Origin of the sequence: Arthrobacter sp. ISL-30 (genome assembly GCF_018613855.1) — a bacterium.
Lineage (GTDB): Bacteria > Actinomycetota > Actinomycetes > Actinomycetales > Micrococcaceae > Arthrobacter.
This window is the reverse complement of the sequence record NZ_JAGGPK010000064.1, coordinates 1-15047: the sequence shown is the minus strand read 5'-3', so window position 1 is coordinate 15047 and position 15047 is coordinate 1. Positions and strand designations below refer to the sequence as shown.

Genomic DNA, 15047 nt, shown 5'->3' with positions numbered 1-15047 from the left:
GTAAAAACCAGACCCCAACCATCGCAAAACGGCAGGACCCGGCCATTCAACCAATTCAATAAAAATCGGTATCAACAAACATGGCACACTATTGAGTTCTCAAACAACAGACACTTACCGGCACCACCCAAACCAACGTTCAGGATCGCTCCGGAGCAACTTACCAAACCTACCAGACCCGCACGACCCGGGCAACCCGGCTAAAAGCCGAACCACCCCGAACCACACACACAATCCGGCACCCCCACAACCACACGGCACACCACAAAAGCGCACCGTAACCGGTTCCGTTTGAAAGGGGGTTTCGCCGCTATTTTTCCGCATCAGCGGCGGCGACTCAGAAAACAATACACGCCCACCAGCCCCCACACAAATCAGCCCCCCACACCCACAAGCAACCCCCAAAACCCCCGGAAACACACGGAAAACCGCGACCGCCGCACCCCCGGCGCAGCAGCCGCCGTCGAACCGTGCCACTGTGGAGCGCATCACACCGGCGGCACCACAGCCGGTGTGCGGGAGCCGCAGGGCGAGGCCGGAAGCGAGTCGCCGGAATTCAGTGGTTAGTGCCCTGCGCCCTCGGTGCGGCGCATCATGGCCGACAGGACCACAGCGGCCACCGCGATAAGGGCAGCCGTCAGGAACGCGGCCTGCATTCCGGCCACGGGTCCGGCCGAAGCGGACACCGCAGCGAAGATGGAGACCAGGAGGGCAGTTCCGGCCGCACCGGCAACCTGCTGCAGTGTGCTCATGAGGGCCGAGCCGTGGGAGTACAGGTGGGGCGGCAACGGGTTCAGTCCAGTTGTGAAAGCCGGAGTGAACAGCAGCGCAAGGCCGAAGCTGAGGGCCACGTGCAAGGCGACCACCCACCAGAGTTGGCTCTGTTCGTTGAGCAGGGAGAACTGCCAGAGGGACAGGACCATCAGCAGCGAGCCGCTGACAGTGAGCGGAAGGGGGCCCACTTTGTCGAAGATTCGGCCGATCACCGGCCCAAGAAGCCCCATCGCCAGGCCGCCCGGCAGGAGTGCCAGGCCGGTCTCCATCGGCTGCAGGTGAAGCGTGTTCTGCAGGTAAAGCGGCAGCAGGATGACGCCGCCGAACAGCGCCATCATGGCCACGACCATAAGCAGGGTTGACACAGTGAACATTCGGAAATTGAACGCCCGCAGGTCAAGGATCGGCGAATCAGATTTCTGCAGCCTGAGCTGCCGCAGCACGAAGACCGCCAGGCAGAGAACCCCGACAACCAGTGCGGCGATCGGAACTGCTCCGGCCCCCGCGCCACCTCCATGCCCGCCGATCTGGCTCAGTCCGTAGACCAGTCCGCCAAACGCGGGAACGGTCAGAATCACGGACGGGAAGTCCAGGCTGGTGTTGCCCTTTTCGCCCACGTTTGTGAGGAACCTAGCCCCGATGGCCAGGGCCGCAAGTGCCACGGGGAGGACGAAAACGAACATAAAGCGCCAGGAGAAGTGGTCCAGTATGATGCCGGAAACCGTCGGACCCAGTGCCGGCGCCACCGAAATGGCGATCGACACGTTACCCATGACGGCGCCGCGGCGCGCCAGCGGCACGAGGGTCAGGATGGTGGTCATGAGCAGCGGAAGCATGATGGCTGTTCCGCCGGCCTGGATGATGCGGGCGAGGAGCAGTACCTCGAATCCGGGAGCCAGGGCCGCCAGCAGGGTACCTCCGCTGAACAGGCCCATGGCTAGCAGGAATGACCGGCGCGTTGTGAGGCGCTGGAGGATAAAGCCGGTGGTCGGAATGACAACGGCCATGGTCAGCATGAAGCCGGTGGCCAGCCACTGCACTGTGGGGGCATCGACACCGAGGTCGGTCATGAGCCGCTGCAGGGCGACGTTCATGATGGTCTCGTTGAGGATCACCACAAACGTGGCCACCAGAAGCGTGACGATCACCGTGACGGATTCACGGGACATCTTGCCTGACGATTGCTGGACGCTGGCGGCCGTTATCGGCTCACCGTTGGCCCCGGACGTTATGTCAGTAGACATGGAAGATCCCCCAGGAGTGTTTTGAGTGGTGACCGGCCGCTATGCCGATGCAGACTCCAACAGTCTAGGTCTCCGGGACGTTCCCGTCAGCAGCGAATTTCTGTGATCAAGCGAATTTCTGGGATCAAGGACAGATCAGGATTTCAACGGCACATTGTCGATGAGACGCACAGGCCCCACCTTCGCCGCGATGAGGGCCAGGCCTTCACCCCGGAAGGGAGTGTCCCGGCAGTTTTCTCCCAGCGGTTCCAGGGTGACGGGATCGACGACGTCGAAATAGTCCAGCTGCACGAGCGGCTGCGACTTCACCAGCGCGACGGCGGAATCCGGGTCGAGTGGTTCATGAGCCAGGGCCCGGGATTCGATGAGCCTCAAAGCCCGCGAGAGGACCAGCGCGGCATCGCGCTCCTCGGCCGACAAGAAACGGTTGCGGCTGGACAGGGCCAACCCTTCCTCATCCCTAACGGTTGGCACCGCCACGATTTCCACGGGGAAGTTCAAGTCCTGGACCATGCGCCGGACCAGGGCAAGCTGCTGGGCGTCCTTCTGGCCGAAATAGGCCCGGTAGGCGGCCGTACCGCCGTCGGATCCGGGGGCGCCGGGCTGCCCATAGTGCAGGAGCTTTGCGACGACGGTGAGGGCGCCGTCGAAGTGTCCGGGCCGGGACGCGCCCTCCCACTTATCCCCCAACGGGCCGGACGTGACCCGGACGAGCGGCGGTCCGGCCGGGTACACCTCCTCCACGGAGGGCGCGAAGACTAGGTCCACCCCCTCGGCGTCGAGAAGCGCCATGTCCGCCTCCAGGGTGCGCGGGTACCGTTCAAGGTCCGCCGCCTCGCCGAACTGCAGCGGGTTGACGAAGATGCTGGCGACCACCACGTCGTTCTGGGAGGTGGCATGGCGCGCCAGCGCTGCGTGGCCCTCGTGGAGTGCGCCCATGGTGGGGACAAGGCCCTGCGAGGATCCGGGCTTTTCGCGGAGGAGGCGGGCGCTTTCGGCCCTTAGCCCGGCGGCCGTCGTGACGAGTTTGATGGCCATTGTCAGTTTCCTTCCGGCCCTGGTTCGTTGGGATCCGGTGCGGTGCCCAGCGCCTTGTGGATTTCCCCCAGTTGGGACTCCTTGAGGAGTCCGCGGCTTCCCGCTCTGCTTGCCGTGGCCCTGGCCATGGCGAGGTAGGCGGCGAGGATATCGCCGCCGGCACCGTCGTCGTATTCGGTCAGCGCCTGGGCATGGGCGGCCACGGTGCCCGAGTCACCCCTGGCGACAGGGCCGGTCAAGGCGGACTCCCCGGACGCGAGGGCGTTCTCGAGCGTGGCGCGCAGCAGGGGCCCCAGCAGCTGTTCCGGGGAGTCGACGCCGATCTCCCGGAGCAGTTCAGAAGCCTGCGCCACGAGCGTAACCATGTGGTTTGAACCGTGGGCGAGGGCGGCGTGGTACAGGGTTCGGTCTCCTTCGCCGATAACCACGGGCTCGGCACCCATCTCCACCACGAGCGCCTGGGCAATGGGCAACATGGCGGCGTCCGCCGTGACACCGAAGGAGCAGTCCATGAGCCGCGACAGGTCCAGGCTCATGCCTGTGAAGGTCATGGCCGGGTGGAGCGCCAGAGGGATGGCGCCGGCCGGGCGCACCGGCTGAAGGACACCGACGCCGAACCGCCCCGACGTGTGCGCAACGATCTGCCCCGGCTGCCAGGCGCCAAGTTTGGCCAGCCCGTCTACCAAGCCGGGAAGTGCGTCATCCGGTACTGCGAGCAGCACCAGCTCGGACCGTTCTACGATGTCCTGGACCTCCAGGACGGGGACGCCGGGCAGGAGCGCTTCGGCGCGCTCCCGGCTCGCCTCGGACACGGCGGAAACTCCGACGACGGCGTGCTCAGCTGCGCGTAGTGCCGCACCGAGCACGGCACCCACCTTGCCGGCGCCGATGATTCCGACTCCGAGTCGTCCGGGCCTAGCCATGATGGCGATCCTCCTGCTTGGGGTACGTCTGGTGATCCAGCTTGTCGAGATCCGGGGTTTCGACAGGCTCTGTTTCGACTGGCTCAACCACCGGGGTCGGGGCCACTTGTGCCAGCCATTGTTCACTCGTCTGTCGCTTGCGGGCCTCCCTTGCGCGGGCCGCCTGGGCATCGAAAAGCTGCAGTGCTTCCTGCTCGTCGGCCTGGATCAGCCTGGGCGACACCGGGCCGGCTGTGGTGTGCAGGACGAGGTCGGCAACGCGGAACAACCGGGCCAGGGGTCCCTGCTCCAAGGCCATTGATTGGGTCCGCTGATGCGGCACCACGACCAGCTGATGCCACCAGCGTCCCGAACGAAGGAGCAGCGCTGTCCCGGTGGCGGCGAAGCCGTTGCGTCGCCACCCCAGCGGAGCTAGAAAGCGGGCGCGCCGCGGCGTGGTGACGAATCCGCCGTCGGAATCCAGCCCATCAAGCCCGGCCGTGAACACGCGCTCGGGCTGATCCGTCCCGGGATCCGGCAGGACGAGCGAAAGCATCCGCATAACGTCGGACTTACTGCCGACCGGAAGCAGCGTGGTGCGGGAGCCGGCCTCTGCACCGTTGCCCACCAGGCCATAGCCAGCCACGTTGACCTGCATCCGGTACCAGCCGAACATCCGCCACAGCGGTGGCTGGACAACGCGCAGGGCCTGGATCCGGTTGGGCGGGAGGGTCTGTGCCTGGGTGTCGAGCAGTCCGTACCGGAGCCTGATGCCGTCCGGAGAGATCGCGGCCGTGAAGTTGTAGCCCTTGTTAAAGGAACTCCAGTATGTTGCCGCCAGGCCGAGTGCGGCCGGAATGAGGTATAGGAAAAAGGCCCGGTTCTCCGTCAACGTTGACAACACCACGGACGCCACGGCACCGAGCAGGATGAAGACACTCTGCTCGCTGAGGATCAGCGAGCCGACGAGTCGCTGCGGCGGGACGGAGAGCACAGGGTATTCGGGGGCTTCGGGCGCCGGCGCAATGTCCGGGCCGGTTACAGCCCCGGAGGCCCTGGCCAGGATGGTGGCGCGAAGTTGCTTCGCGTCGTCGAGCCGCAAGTAGGCCAGGCGCACGGCGGATTCACTGGCGTCGGCTACCTCGAACTTCAGCTCGGCAAGCCCGAAGATCCTGGCCAGAAGCGGCTGCACGATGTCGATGGCCTGGACCCGATCCAGGCGGGCCTGGCGCTGCTGCCGGAAGAGGAATCCCGTGTTGACCCGTACATATCCGCCTGCCACCTGGTACCGGGTGAAGTACCAACTCAGGATGAACCCCGCGACGGTGAGGAGCAGCAGCGCGATGCCGCCGAACAGCAGAAGGGGCGCCCGTCCGTTGAGGTTGGGGTCGATGAGGTCGCGTCCTTGGAGCATGCGTTCGAACGTCTCGCGGCCAAAGAAGTAGCCGACGGCGGCCAGGGCTACCCAGCCGCGTACAAAAGGCGACGCCGGGTGCACACGCAGCCAGTCGCCGTCGCTGCTTGGAGTGCCAGGGGCCGCGTCCTGCAGGGTCACAGCCCGGCCAGCCGGGCTTCACCGCGGGCCGAGAGCTGCTCGCGAAGGCGGGCGCCTTCGGCGGCCGGCAGTCCGGGAAGCTGGGCATTAGTGCCGGCCGAGGCGGTATGTAGCTTGAGGGTGCACAGGCCGAGTCCGCGTTCCACGGGCCCCACCGAAACGTCCACGTATTGCATCCGGCCGTAGGGAACCACCATGGTGCGCTGGAAGAAGATTCCGCGGCGGATGAGGAGGTCGTCGTCGCGCTCTGCATAGCCGATGGCCCGGACCTGGCGCGGAATGAGGACCAGCCTCCACAGCGCCAGCACGAGCATGGCCGCCGGCACAGAGATGGCGAGCCACAGCGGTGGCCACCGCCACCAGCCCAGCTGCACCAAAATCAAGGGAACGCTCAAAACGCCCACCGTCAGCAAATTGCCCAGGGCCCACTCAACCAGCCGCACGGTCACATATTTAGGGGATACCCGCCGCCATTCAATGCCCGGAGGATCAATCGCCTCGGTACGCATATTCCCCCTCGCCCTTCGCTTCGCCCCGGCGGGAACCTGGCAGCCGGGGGCCTTCAGCGGCGCCGTCTACCGGGGGAATCCGGCAGAACCTCTCCACCACGAGTCCAACCACCACCATGACAAGGCCGCCGCCCCCCATGGTAATGACCAGCCACATGATGTCCAGATCGTTCCGGATGCTCCAGATGCGAAGAAGGTCGATGAGGATTCCGAGATGCCAGCCCAGCAGGACCGCTCCGGCATAGGCGCATGACTGGGCCAGCACCAGCGTGAGGGTCGCCAGGATGGGATCCAGCATTTTCTTCTTTTTGCCGTTCCGCCACCTCAGGACATTTATGCCCAGGATCAGCGTCAGCCCCGAGATGAGGCCCATCGTGATGAGCCCGGAAGCCGGCAGCACGGGTGTTGCCAGGGAGTATCTGGTGGTGATCAGCGTCATCAGCCAGCCGAAGAGGGTGACCACAACGACGATGATCCCGAGCAGGACGGGGCGCAGGGCTTTCATGGGCTACTCCACCGCACCCGCGGTCGGCAGGCCATCGAAATCACCGAATCCATCGAACGGCTCGACGTCGGCGAAGTCAGCCGCCTGGACGGCCAGTGCGCTGACGCTTTGGCCGTTCAGTTCGGCGGAAGGCTCCATGAGGGCCCACGGATACAGCACGAAGGCTCGTTCGGCGGCACGCGGATGCGGAAGCGTCAGGACGGGATCATCGCTCGTGACGTCTTCATAGACAATGATGTCAACGTCCAGGGTCCGCGGCCCCCAACGGACTTCACGCACCCGGTGGTGCTTGTTTTCGACGTCGTTGCAGTGCTGCAACAGTTCGAGCGGGGCGAGCGTGGTCTCCACCGCGATGACCATATTCAGGAAATCCGGCTGCCCGACGGGACCGCCGACAGGCTTCGTCTGGACCACGGGTGACACACCCAGCAGCCGGACCTCGGGCCGGTCCACGAGTTCGGCCACGGCGGTCGACAGGGTGTCGTTCCGTTCGCCCAGGTTGCTGCCGAGTGCCAGGATCGCTTTTTTGAATGGCATGGCTAGGCACGCTCCCGGTGGACGCTGACCGTCACATCGCCGAACGGCACCTCGATGGGCGCCTTGGGTTTGTGGACCGTGATGTCGACGGCGGACACGGGGAACTTCGCGAGCACGTCGTCTGCAATCCGTACGGCCAGTGCCTCGATCAGGTTCAGCGGCTGGCCGGTGATGTGCCCGGTAATAAGCTCAGCCACCTGCCCATAGTGGGCCGTGTACTGCAGGTCATCGGTCTCGGCTGCCTTGCTTAAATCGGTGTGCAGTACCGCATCAACGACGAATGGCTGCCCGTCCCGGCGCTCGAAATCGAACACCCCGTGATGGCCGACGGCGTTGATGCCGGTCAGCGTAATTTTGTCCACGTTCCCCCGATCAGCGCCTTACCCGTGCGGCGACCTTGACGGCGTCAAGGCTCGGTCCGACGTCGTGGACGCGTACTGCCCATACCCCGCCGGCAGCACAAATCGCAGTGATTGCGGCCGTGGCATAATCCCGTTCCTCAGGAGCAGCGGCCTTGCCAGCCACGGTGAGGAGGCTCCCGATGAAGCGCTTGCGGGAGGCCGCCACAAGGACCTTGTGGCCGAGGGACTCGAACTTGTCGATGTTCCTCAGCAGCTCCCAGTTCTGGTCTTCCTTCTTGGAGAAGCCGAGGCCCGGGTCCACGATGATCTGCTCCGGGGCAACTCCTGCTGCATACAGCTTGTCGCGGACCCCCTTCAATTCGGCAATGACTTCGTCCGCTACGTTGCCGTAGTCGGCGAGGCCGTCCATGGTCCTGGCGTCTCCGCGGCGGTGGGTCAGGACGTACGGCACCTTGGTGCGGGCCACCAGTTCCGGCATGCCGGGCTCGATGGTCAGGCCTGAAACGTCATTGATGATCGCGGCTCCGGCTTCGATGGCCGCCTCGGCCGTAGAGACGTGCGTGGTGTCCACGCTGACCAGGGCTCCCGCCTTGACGAGGGCCTGGATGACCGGAATGACGCGGCGCTGCTCCTCTTCGGGCGTCACTTCCTCGGCGCCTGGACGGGTGGACTCCCCGCCGACGTCGATGATGTCCGCACCCGCATAGAACATGCGGAGTCCGGCGGCGATGGCGGTGTCGGGAGTGGGGTGCTTTCCGCCGTCGCTGAAGGAATCCGGGGTGACATTCAGGATTCCCATGACCAGCGTCCGGTCCGTGGGCAGGTCTTCGAACTTTGCGGCTGCGCGCGGTTTGCGCAGGATGGGCAAGGGGCTGGTGGCCGGACCGGTTCCGGGGGCTGCAGCGAGGGAGTCCATAGGGGTTGTTACCTTCCGAGTATGAGGCTCATGGCTTCGGCGCGGGTTGCCGGGTCGTGCAGTTGCCCGCGGACGGCGCTTGTGACGGTCTTGGCGCCGGGCTTGCGGATGCCGCGCATGGACATGCACATATGTTCGCATTCGATGACGACGATCGCCCCGCGCGGCTTGAGGTAGTTGACGAGCGCCTCCACGATTTGGGTGGTAAGGCGTTCCTGGACTTGGGGGCGGCGGGCGAAGATGTCCACGAGCCGGGCCAGCTTGCTTAGCCCGGTCACCCTGCCGTCGTGAGACGGAATGTAGCCGACATGCGCGACGCCGTGGAACGGCACCAGATGGTGTTCGCAGGTGGAGTAGAAGGGGATGTCCTTCACGAGGACGAGTTCTTCGTGGTCGAGGTCGAAGGTGGTGTTCAGGACGGCGGCGGGGTCCTGGTGGAGTCCCGCAAAGACCTCTGCATAGGCTTTGGCCACCCTCTTGGGAGTGTCCACGAGGCCGCTGCGGTCAGGGTCTTCCCCTATCGCCAGGAGGATCTCGCGGACCGCCTTTTCGATGCGGCGGCGATCCACCTTATGGTGCGGATGACCGTCCGCACCGCCGGCAGCGAGGCTGCCGGCGGCAGGGGTAATGTCGTCGTCGTCAAAATGAGTCACAGCAGAAAGTTTAGCCGTGGTGCGGGGTATCAGTTCCGCCGTCCGGTCCTATACCACGGAAAGACTCCTGGCTGCCGACGCCCTGGGGGTGCGGCGGCTGGGCGTCCAGGGGCTCGTCCAAGCGGGCTTCCTTGGCCTGCTCCTGGGCCTCGCGCTCGGCCTTTTCCGCCCGGGACTCGACCGGAGGAATGGTCTGCACGGGACGGGATTCCTTGGACAGCCAGATCTCCCGGAAATCGCGCTTGCGGACGTCCCGGAAGATGTCCGCGATCTCGGCCTGATTGAGGGTCTCGCGCTCCAGCAGCTCCAGGGCGAGCCGGTCGAGGACCTCCCGGTTCTCGGTCAGGATGTCGTAGGCCTCGTCGTGGGCCTGGTCGATCAGCCGGCGCACTTCCTCGTCCACCACATACGCGATCTGGTCCGAGTAGTTGCGTTCCTGGGCAGCATCGCGGCCAAGGAAGGGCTCCCCGCCGCCCATGCCGAGCTTGACCGCACCCACGCGTTCGCTCATGCCGAACTGAGTGACCATCTTGCGGGCCGTGCCCGTGGCCTTCTCGATGTCGTTCGACGCGCCCGTGGAGGGATCGTGGAACACGATCTCCTCCGCGACACGACCTCCCATTGCATACGCCATCTGGTCCAGGAGTTCGTTGCGGGTCACCGAGTACTTGTCGTCCTCGGGCACCACCATGGTGTAGCCGAGGGCACGGCCGCGGGGCAGGATGGTGATCTTGGTGACCGGAGCCGAGTTCCGCAGTGCCGCGGCCACGAGGGCGTGTCCGCCTTCGTGGTACGCCGTGATCTTGCGTTCGAGTTCCTTCATCACGCGGCTGCGCTTCTGCGGGCCTGCCATGACACGGTCGATTGCCTCGTCCAGGGCGCGGTCGTCAACCAGGTTGGCGTTGGATCGGGCCGTGAGCAGCGCGGCCTCGTTGAGGACGTTGGCGAGATCGGCACCCGTGTAGCCGGGAGTCTTCTTGGCAACTGCCCTCAGGTCGACGCCGGGGGCCATGGGCTTGCCCTTGGCATGAACGCTCAGGATCTGTTCGCGGCCAACCAGGTCCGGCGCTTCCACAGTGACCTGGCGGTCGAAGCGGCCGGGACGCAGCAGAGCGGGGTCCAGGACGTCCGGCCGGTTGGTGGCGGCGATGAGGATGACGTTGGTCTTGACATCGAAGCCGTCCATCTCAACAAGGAGCTGGTTCAGCGTCTGCTCGCGTTCATCGTTGCCGCCGCCGATGCCGGCGCCACGGTGACGGCCCACGGCGTCGATCTCGTCGACGAAGATGATGGCTGGCGAGTTCTGCTTGGCCTGCTCGAAGAGGTCGCGGACACGGGAGGCGCCCACACCGACGAACATTTCCACGAAGTCCGAGCCGGAGATCGAGAAGAACGGGACTCCGGCCTCGCCTGCGACGGCACGGGCCAGGAGGGTCTTACCGGTTCCTGGCGGGCCGTACAGGAGTACGCCCTTGGGAATCTTGGCTCCGACTGCCTGGAACTTGGCCGGTTCCTGGAGGAACTCCTTGATTTCCTGCAGTTCTTCCACGGCCTCATCGGCACCCGCGACGTCGGCGAAGGTCACTTGCGGCATGTCCTTGTTGACCAGCTTGGCCTTGGACTTGCCGAACTGCATGACCTTGGAGCCGCCGCCCTGCATGCGGGACAGCAGGAACCAGAAGAGGACGCCGAGCAGGAGCACAGGGACCAGGAGCGAGAAGAGCCCGGAGAACCAGTTGTTCTCCACCGGCTGGTCAGTGTAGCCCTTTGACGGGTTGGCGTTCGTTACGGCCTTGACGACGTCCGGTCCACGGTCGGTGACAAAGAAGAACTGGACGTTCTTGCCCTTGTCCTGGCCGTCGATCACCAGGTTGTCCTTGAGCACCAGGTCAACGCGGTTTTCGGCGTCGAAAATTTTCGCCTGCTCCACCTTGCCGCTGTCGGCGAGCAGTTCGAGGCCCTTAACGGTGTCAATCCGGCTTGCACCGCCCGGAGCCAGCGTCGCAAAGGCCAGCAGGAGCATGCCGATAACCACGACAATCCAGATGCCCGGGCCTTTGAAGAAACTCTTAGCTTTCATCTGTTCGGGGGCTGGCCCCGTCCCTCCTGGTAGTGCTGCACGGCGCCTTTCGCGCGCGTGTGGTGCTGCGTCAGCTTCTAGCTATACACCGTTCGGAGTAATTCACGCACGACTAGTTGCAAAAGTTCCCCTATCGGCGTACGAGATCTAGGGCTGGGATTCGCTCGAGAAGTGGATATCCGCCCAGAATACGGACAGCCGCACACTGAATCCACTGTGCGGCTGTCCGAAATCGGTGCGAAAATCGGATTGTCAGGCGCCGGGCTGCTCCAGTACTTCCCCAACCGCCGGGGGCACGACAGTCCGCATTGATGTTGCGGGGCGGCCGATCAGTCGGCTGAGGTCTCCGCTCGATACAAGAAGGTCGCCGCGTGCGATGCCAAGGTCGGAGTCAGCGAGGATGGCTGCGTAGGGCTCCGGCAGTCCGGCTTCCGTGAGCACCTTTGTGTACTGTTCGAACGGAAGGTCCTGATACTTCACAGGCCGGCCGCTGGCTTCCGAGATCTCCTCCGCCAGCTCGCTGAGGGTGAAGGCCTCGTCTCCGCCCAGTTCATAGACCTTCCCCGCCTGGTCGTCCTGGAGCAACACGGCTGCCGCTGCTTCGGCGTAGTCGGCACGGGTGGCCGCGCTGACGCGGCCTTCGCCGGCGCTGCCAAGTACTGCCCCGTGCCGGAGGTAGACGGGGAGCTGGCCCGTGTAGTTCTCCAGATACCAGCTGTTGCGCAGCAGTGCGAACGGCACGCCGGACTCGCGAAGGGCCTCCTCAGTGGCCTGGTGTTCGGCTGCGAGCTGCATGCCCGTGGTGTCCGCGTTGGCAACGCTGGTGTAGGCGATGAGCCCGACGCCGGCCTGCTTGGCGGCATCAATGACGTTCCGGTGCTGCTCTACCCGCTGGCCGACCTCGCTCCCGGAAATAAGCAGCACCTTTTCAGCACCGGCAAACGCCTTGGCCAGGGAGTCGCCGTCGTTGTAGTCGACCGGGAGCACCTGGACTCCGCGCTCGGCGAGGTCCGCGATCCTGGCGACGTCCCGCCCTGTCGCCACAATGTCAGAGGGCTGGACCTCACGGTTGAGAAGTGCTTCGACGACGAGCCGGCCGAGCTGGCCGGTGGCTCCGGTTACAACGAGAGTCATGGGTTTTCCTTTCACCAGTGGAATGACTGTCATTAGGCGCCAACCCTGCCTCCTCCGGATTACTTCCCAAAAGAGAGTACGCACTTTGAGGTAAGGTACTGACATGAAAGTAAGTACCTCGGTTGTTCCGGCCGCCGCCACATTTCCGGACGGCCTGTTCCCTGCCGGATGTCCAAGTCGGACTGTCCTGGACCATGTCACCAGCAAATGGGGCCTGCTGATCCTGGTATCGCTCTCGGATGGCTCACACCGTTGGAGCGAACTGCGACGCCGGGCCGAGGGCGTCAGCGAAAAAATGCTCGCGCAGACTCTCAAGACCCTTGAGAACGACGGTTTCATCCGCCGGGACGCACAGCCAGTGATCCCGCCGAGGGTCGACTACAGCCTCACTGACCGTGGCGAGGAACTGACGGCGCTCCTGCTTCCCCTCATGGGCTGGGTAATTGAGCATGCCGAAGAAATCGTGGGGAGCGCCTCGACCACCAGCAGTAAAGTCCTTAGCTGACGTCGGAAACCGTCAGCTTCCGGATCACCGCTTTACCGCCGTCCACGAAGAACGAGGTGGCGAGGCTCCCGGCGTCGGGGAACACCAAGTCGCTCATTACCACTCTGCCGCCCTGGGCGAAAACCTCGACCGAGCAATGGTCGACGACGATCCGCAGCTTGAGTGCGCCGCCTTCCAGGGATGCGACAGGGTCCGGTCCTAGGGGGTCCAGCCCTACGGGGTCCAGAACGACGGGGGCCGTCTCGACGGACGCGAACTTGGGATGGAAATCCGTATTGCCGGAGTTCCTGCGATCAAGTGTGAGTTCCCCTGTCGCCGTGTCGTAACTGAGGATGGTGCCGGCTCCGCCGTCGGAGGCCCCGAGCAGGCGGAAGCCAATCCTTTGGGCGCTGCCCGGCAGGACCTCGACGTCGATCACTTGCGCCATACCGGGAACGGCGTCGGGCAGCTGGAGCGCACCATCTCGCAGTTCCAGTCGCTCCAAGGCGAACGCTCCCTCAGTTTCCGTCCCGGCTGCCGGAAGAATCGGCATCTGGACCAGGCGCGGATGGCCCTCTATCGTCTCCAGGCGAACTTCACGGACCAGCGACATTCCTGACCTCCACGGATCGGTGGGCAGGCTGTTGGCGTAGTCCCAGTTGTTGAGCCAGCCGATCATCAGGCGACGGTTGTCCGGCACGTTGCTGAAGGAAACTGCCGCGTAGTAGTCGCGGCCCCAGTCGAGCCACAGGCACTTGCGCAGGGCTGCGCCGTCGTTGGATTGAGGCATGTCGACGAGGCAGGACGGATCCGGAGCGAAGGTCACCCCGTCGAAATCGCCCACGAAGTACTGCCCGCCGGAGCCTCCGGCCACTGCGCCCGGATTGAGGTTCACCACAAGAACCCATTTGGTGTTCGCCGGATCTTCGTCCACGGCCAGCGGAAAGAGGTCAGGGCATTCCCACTCTCCCGCGCCGGACTCTCCCCCAACAGCGTTGGCCGGGCCGAACTCGCTGGCTGGCTCCCAGTCGCGGAGATTCGTGGAGCGGTAAATGACCACTTTCTGCTCCTGGGCTTCAACGACCACCATCACCCACCAGGATCCCCTAGGGCCCGAGTACTCGAAGACCTTGGGGTCGCGGAAATGCGGCGTACCGCGGCTCAGGACGGGATTGCCGGCGTACTTGCTCCACGTCATGCCGCCGTCGTTGCTGTACGCGAGCGACTGGGCCTGCGTTCCACGGTGCGGGCTGCCGTCCTTGAAAGCGCTGGTATAGACGGCCACCAGCGGAGGGTTGGTGGCCGTGCCGAACCCCGAGGTGTTGGCCCGATCCACCACAATGCTTCCCGAGTAGATGTCCTCAGCTTCATCGCACGGGATCGCCACGCCGTGTTCCGTCCAGTGGACCAGGTCCGTTGACGTTGCGTGGGCCCAGGACATGTTGCCCCACACGTTGTCGTAGGGATTGTTCTGGTAGTACAGGTGGTAAAAGCCGCCGAAGAACACCAGTCCGTTGGGGTCGTTGAGCCACGTCTTCCGCGCGGTGTAATGGATTGCGGGCCGGAAATGCGGCGTTCCTGGAACTGTTTGAGGGTGTGCTGCATCAAGGCGACTGGACATGGTGGTGAGGATCCTTGGGTTTGGAAGGGTCAGTGGCGAATGTTTGGAAGCCAGCTAGTCTCGTGGCGGCGCTGAGGAGTCTCGTGGCGGCGCAATAGAGTCTCGCCGCACCAGCGGGCAGTCCAGGATGGTCGAGTGGGCCGCGAGGAGGCCAAGATCGGTCTTGCCCTCGATCGCATCGATGAGGCTTTCCGTGGCCCACGCACCCATTTCGTAGTGTGGCAGGGCAACCGTGGTCAGCCCCGGGTTAAGGTTGGCGGCAATGAGCTCCTGGTCGTCGAAGCCAACCACCGACAGGTCCCGTGGTATCTCCAGGCCCAGTTCGGCCGCCGCCCGGTAGGCTCCCATGGCCATACGGTCGTTGTAGCAGAACAAGCCGGTGGGCGGGTCCTGGCGTGTCAGGATCCGCCGGGCCGCTTCATAGCCGCCTTGCACCTCGGAGACCTCGGACTCGACAGGTGCTGCGTCGCCATCGAGCCCTGCTTCCGACAGGGTTTCCCGGAAACCCCGCAGCCGATCCCTGGTGGCCGGCACGTCGTCGGTGTTGTTCAGGAAGCCAATGCGGGTGTGGCCGGCGTCGAGCAGGCTGCGGATCGCGGCGCGGGCTCCGCCTTCCTCGTCCGGCACCACCGAGGTGACGCTCCCGGTGCGGCTTTCGGCGTCGACGAGCACCGCCGGAACATTCCCCAGGTTTGCCGGGACCAGCACCTCACGGTGGTACATGGTGGCGTAG

General features: G+C 64.7%; 15 protein-coding genes. 1 reads left to right on the top strand and 14 read right to left on the bottom strand.

Annotated elements, in window-relative coordinates; translation table 11 throughout:
- Nucleotides 1-563: 563 nt before the first annotated feature.
- From J7E82_RS20130 to J7E82_RS20075, 12 genes are all read right to left on the bottom strand, one after another.
- A complete protein-coding gene (locus tag J7E82_RS20130; protein ID WP_214865904.1) occupies nt 564-2018 on the bottom strand; it encodes a DHA2 family efflux MFS transporter permease subunit in 1455 nt (484 codons plus the stop codon).
- Nucleotides 2019-2153: 135 nt separating this feature from the next.
- Nucleotides 2154-3056: a pantoate--beta-alanine ligase gene (panC, locus tag J7E82_RS20125; protein ID WP_214865903.1), complete on the bottom strand. Its 903-nt coding sequence runs from the start codon at nt 3054-3056 to the stop codon at nt 2154-2156.
- A 2-nt stretch (nt 3057-3058) separates the two neighbouring features.
- The gene (locus J7E82_RS20120; RefSeq protein WP_214865901.1) at nt 3059-3979 is read right to left on the bottom strand and encodes a Rossmann-like and DUF2520 domain-containing protein; all 921 of its coding nucleotides are present in this window, start codon (nt 3977-3979) and stop codon (nt 3059-3061) included.
- A complete protein-coding gene (locus tag J7E82_RS20115) occupies nt 3972-5513 on the bottom strand; it encodes a PH domain-containing protein (RefSeq protein WP_214865899.1) in 1542 nt (513 codons plus the stop codon). The genes J7E82_RS20120 and J7E82_RS20115 overlap by 8 nt, the downstream gene beginning before the upstream one ends.
- A complete protein-coding gene (locus J7E82_RS20110) occupies nt 5510-6022 on the bottom strand; it encodes a PH domain-containing protein (RefSeq protein ID WP_214865897.1) in 513 nt (170 codons plus the stop codon). Before J7E82_RS20110 ends, J7E82_RS20115 begins: the two co-directional genes overlap by 4 nt.
- Nucleotides 6003-6527 carry a DUF3180 domain-containing protein gene (locus J7E82_RS20105; protein WP_214865895.1) on the bottom strand — a complete coding sequence of 175 codons (525 nt, stop codon included), beginning with the start codon at nt 6525-6527 and terminating at the stop codon, nt 6003-6005. Before J7E82_RS20105 ends, J7E82_RS20110 begins: the two co-directional genes overlap by 20 nt.
- 3 nt (nt 6528-6530) lie before the next feature.
- Entirely contained in the window at nt 6531-7064 is a 534-nt protein-coding gene (gene folK / locus J7E82_RS20100; protein WP_214865893.1) for a 2-amino-4-hydroxy-6-hydroxymethyldihydropteridine diphosphokinase, read from the bottom strand.
- A gap of 2 nt (nt 7065-7066) precedes the next feature.
- Nucleotides 7067-7426, bottom strand: coding sequence for a dihydroneopterin aldolase (gene folB, locus J7E82_RS20095; RefSeq protein WP_214865892.1), 360 nt, complete (start codon nt 7424-7426; stop codon nt 7067-7069).
- Nucleotides 7427-7436: 10 nt separating this feature from the next.
- Nucleotides 7437-8342 (bottom strand): dihydropteroate synthase, encoded by a 906-nt coding sequence (gene folP, locus J7E82_RS20090; protein ID WP_214865890.1) that lies wholly within the window; start codon nt 8340-8342, stop codon nt 7437-7439.
- Nucleotides 8343-8350: 8 nt separating this feature from the next.
- Nucleotides 8351-8995 (bottom strand): GTP cyclohydrolase I FolE, encoded by a 645-nt coding sequence (gene folE, locus J7E82_RS20085; protein ID WP_214865888.1) that lies wholly within the window; start codon nt 8993-8995, stop codon nt 8351-8353.
- Between the two features lie 10 nt (nt 8996-9005).
- Nucleotides 9006-11075 (bottom strand): ATP-dependent zinc metalloprotease FtsH, encoded by a 2070-nt coding sequence (gene ftsH / locus J7E82_RS20080; protein WP_214865886.1) that lies wholly within the window; start codon nt 11073-11075, stop codon nt 9006-9008.
- 252 nt (nt 11076-11327) lie between these two features.
- Nucleotides 11328-12209: an SDR family oxidoreductase gene (locus J7E82_RS20075; protein ID WP_214865884.1), complete on the bottom strand. Its 882-nt coding sequence runs from the start codon at nt 12207-12209 to the stop codon at nt 11328-11330.
- A gap of 103 nt (nt 12210-12312) precedes the next feature.
- Here J7E82_RS20075 and J7E82_RS20070 point away from each other — a divergent pair, with 103 nt between their 5' ends.
- Complete coding sequence (locus tag J7E82_RS20070) at nt 12313-12714, top strand: helix-turn-helix domain-containing protein (RefSeq protein WP_214865882.1); 402 nt, start codon at nt 12313-12315, stop codon at nt 12712-12714.
- Here J7E82_RS20070 and J7E82_RS20065 read toward each other — a convergent pair.
- Both J7E82_RS20065 and J7E82_RS20060 read right to left on the bottom strand, forming a co-directional pair.
- Entirely contained in the window at nt 12707-14314 is a 1608-nt protein-coding gene (locus J7E82_RS20065; RefSeq protein WP_214865880.1) for a glycoside hydrolase family 32 protein, read from the bottom strand. The two genes, J7E82_RS20070 and J7E82_RS20065, sit on opposite strands and share 8 nt — an antisense overlap.
- Nucleotides 14315-14368: 54 nt before the next feature.
- Nucleotides 14369-15047: substrate-binding domain-containing protein (locus J7E82_RS20060; protein ID WP_214865878.1), on the bottom strand; the 679-nt coding region annotated here is incomplete at its 5' end.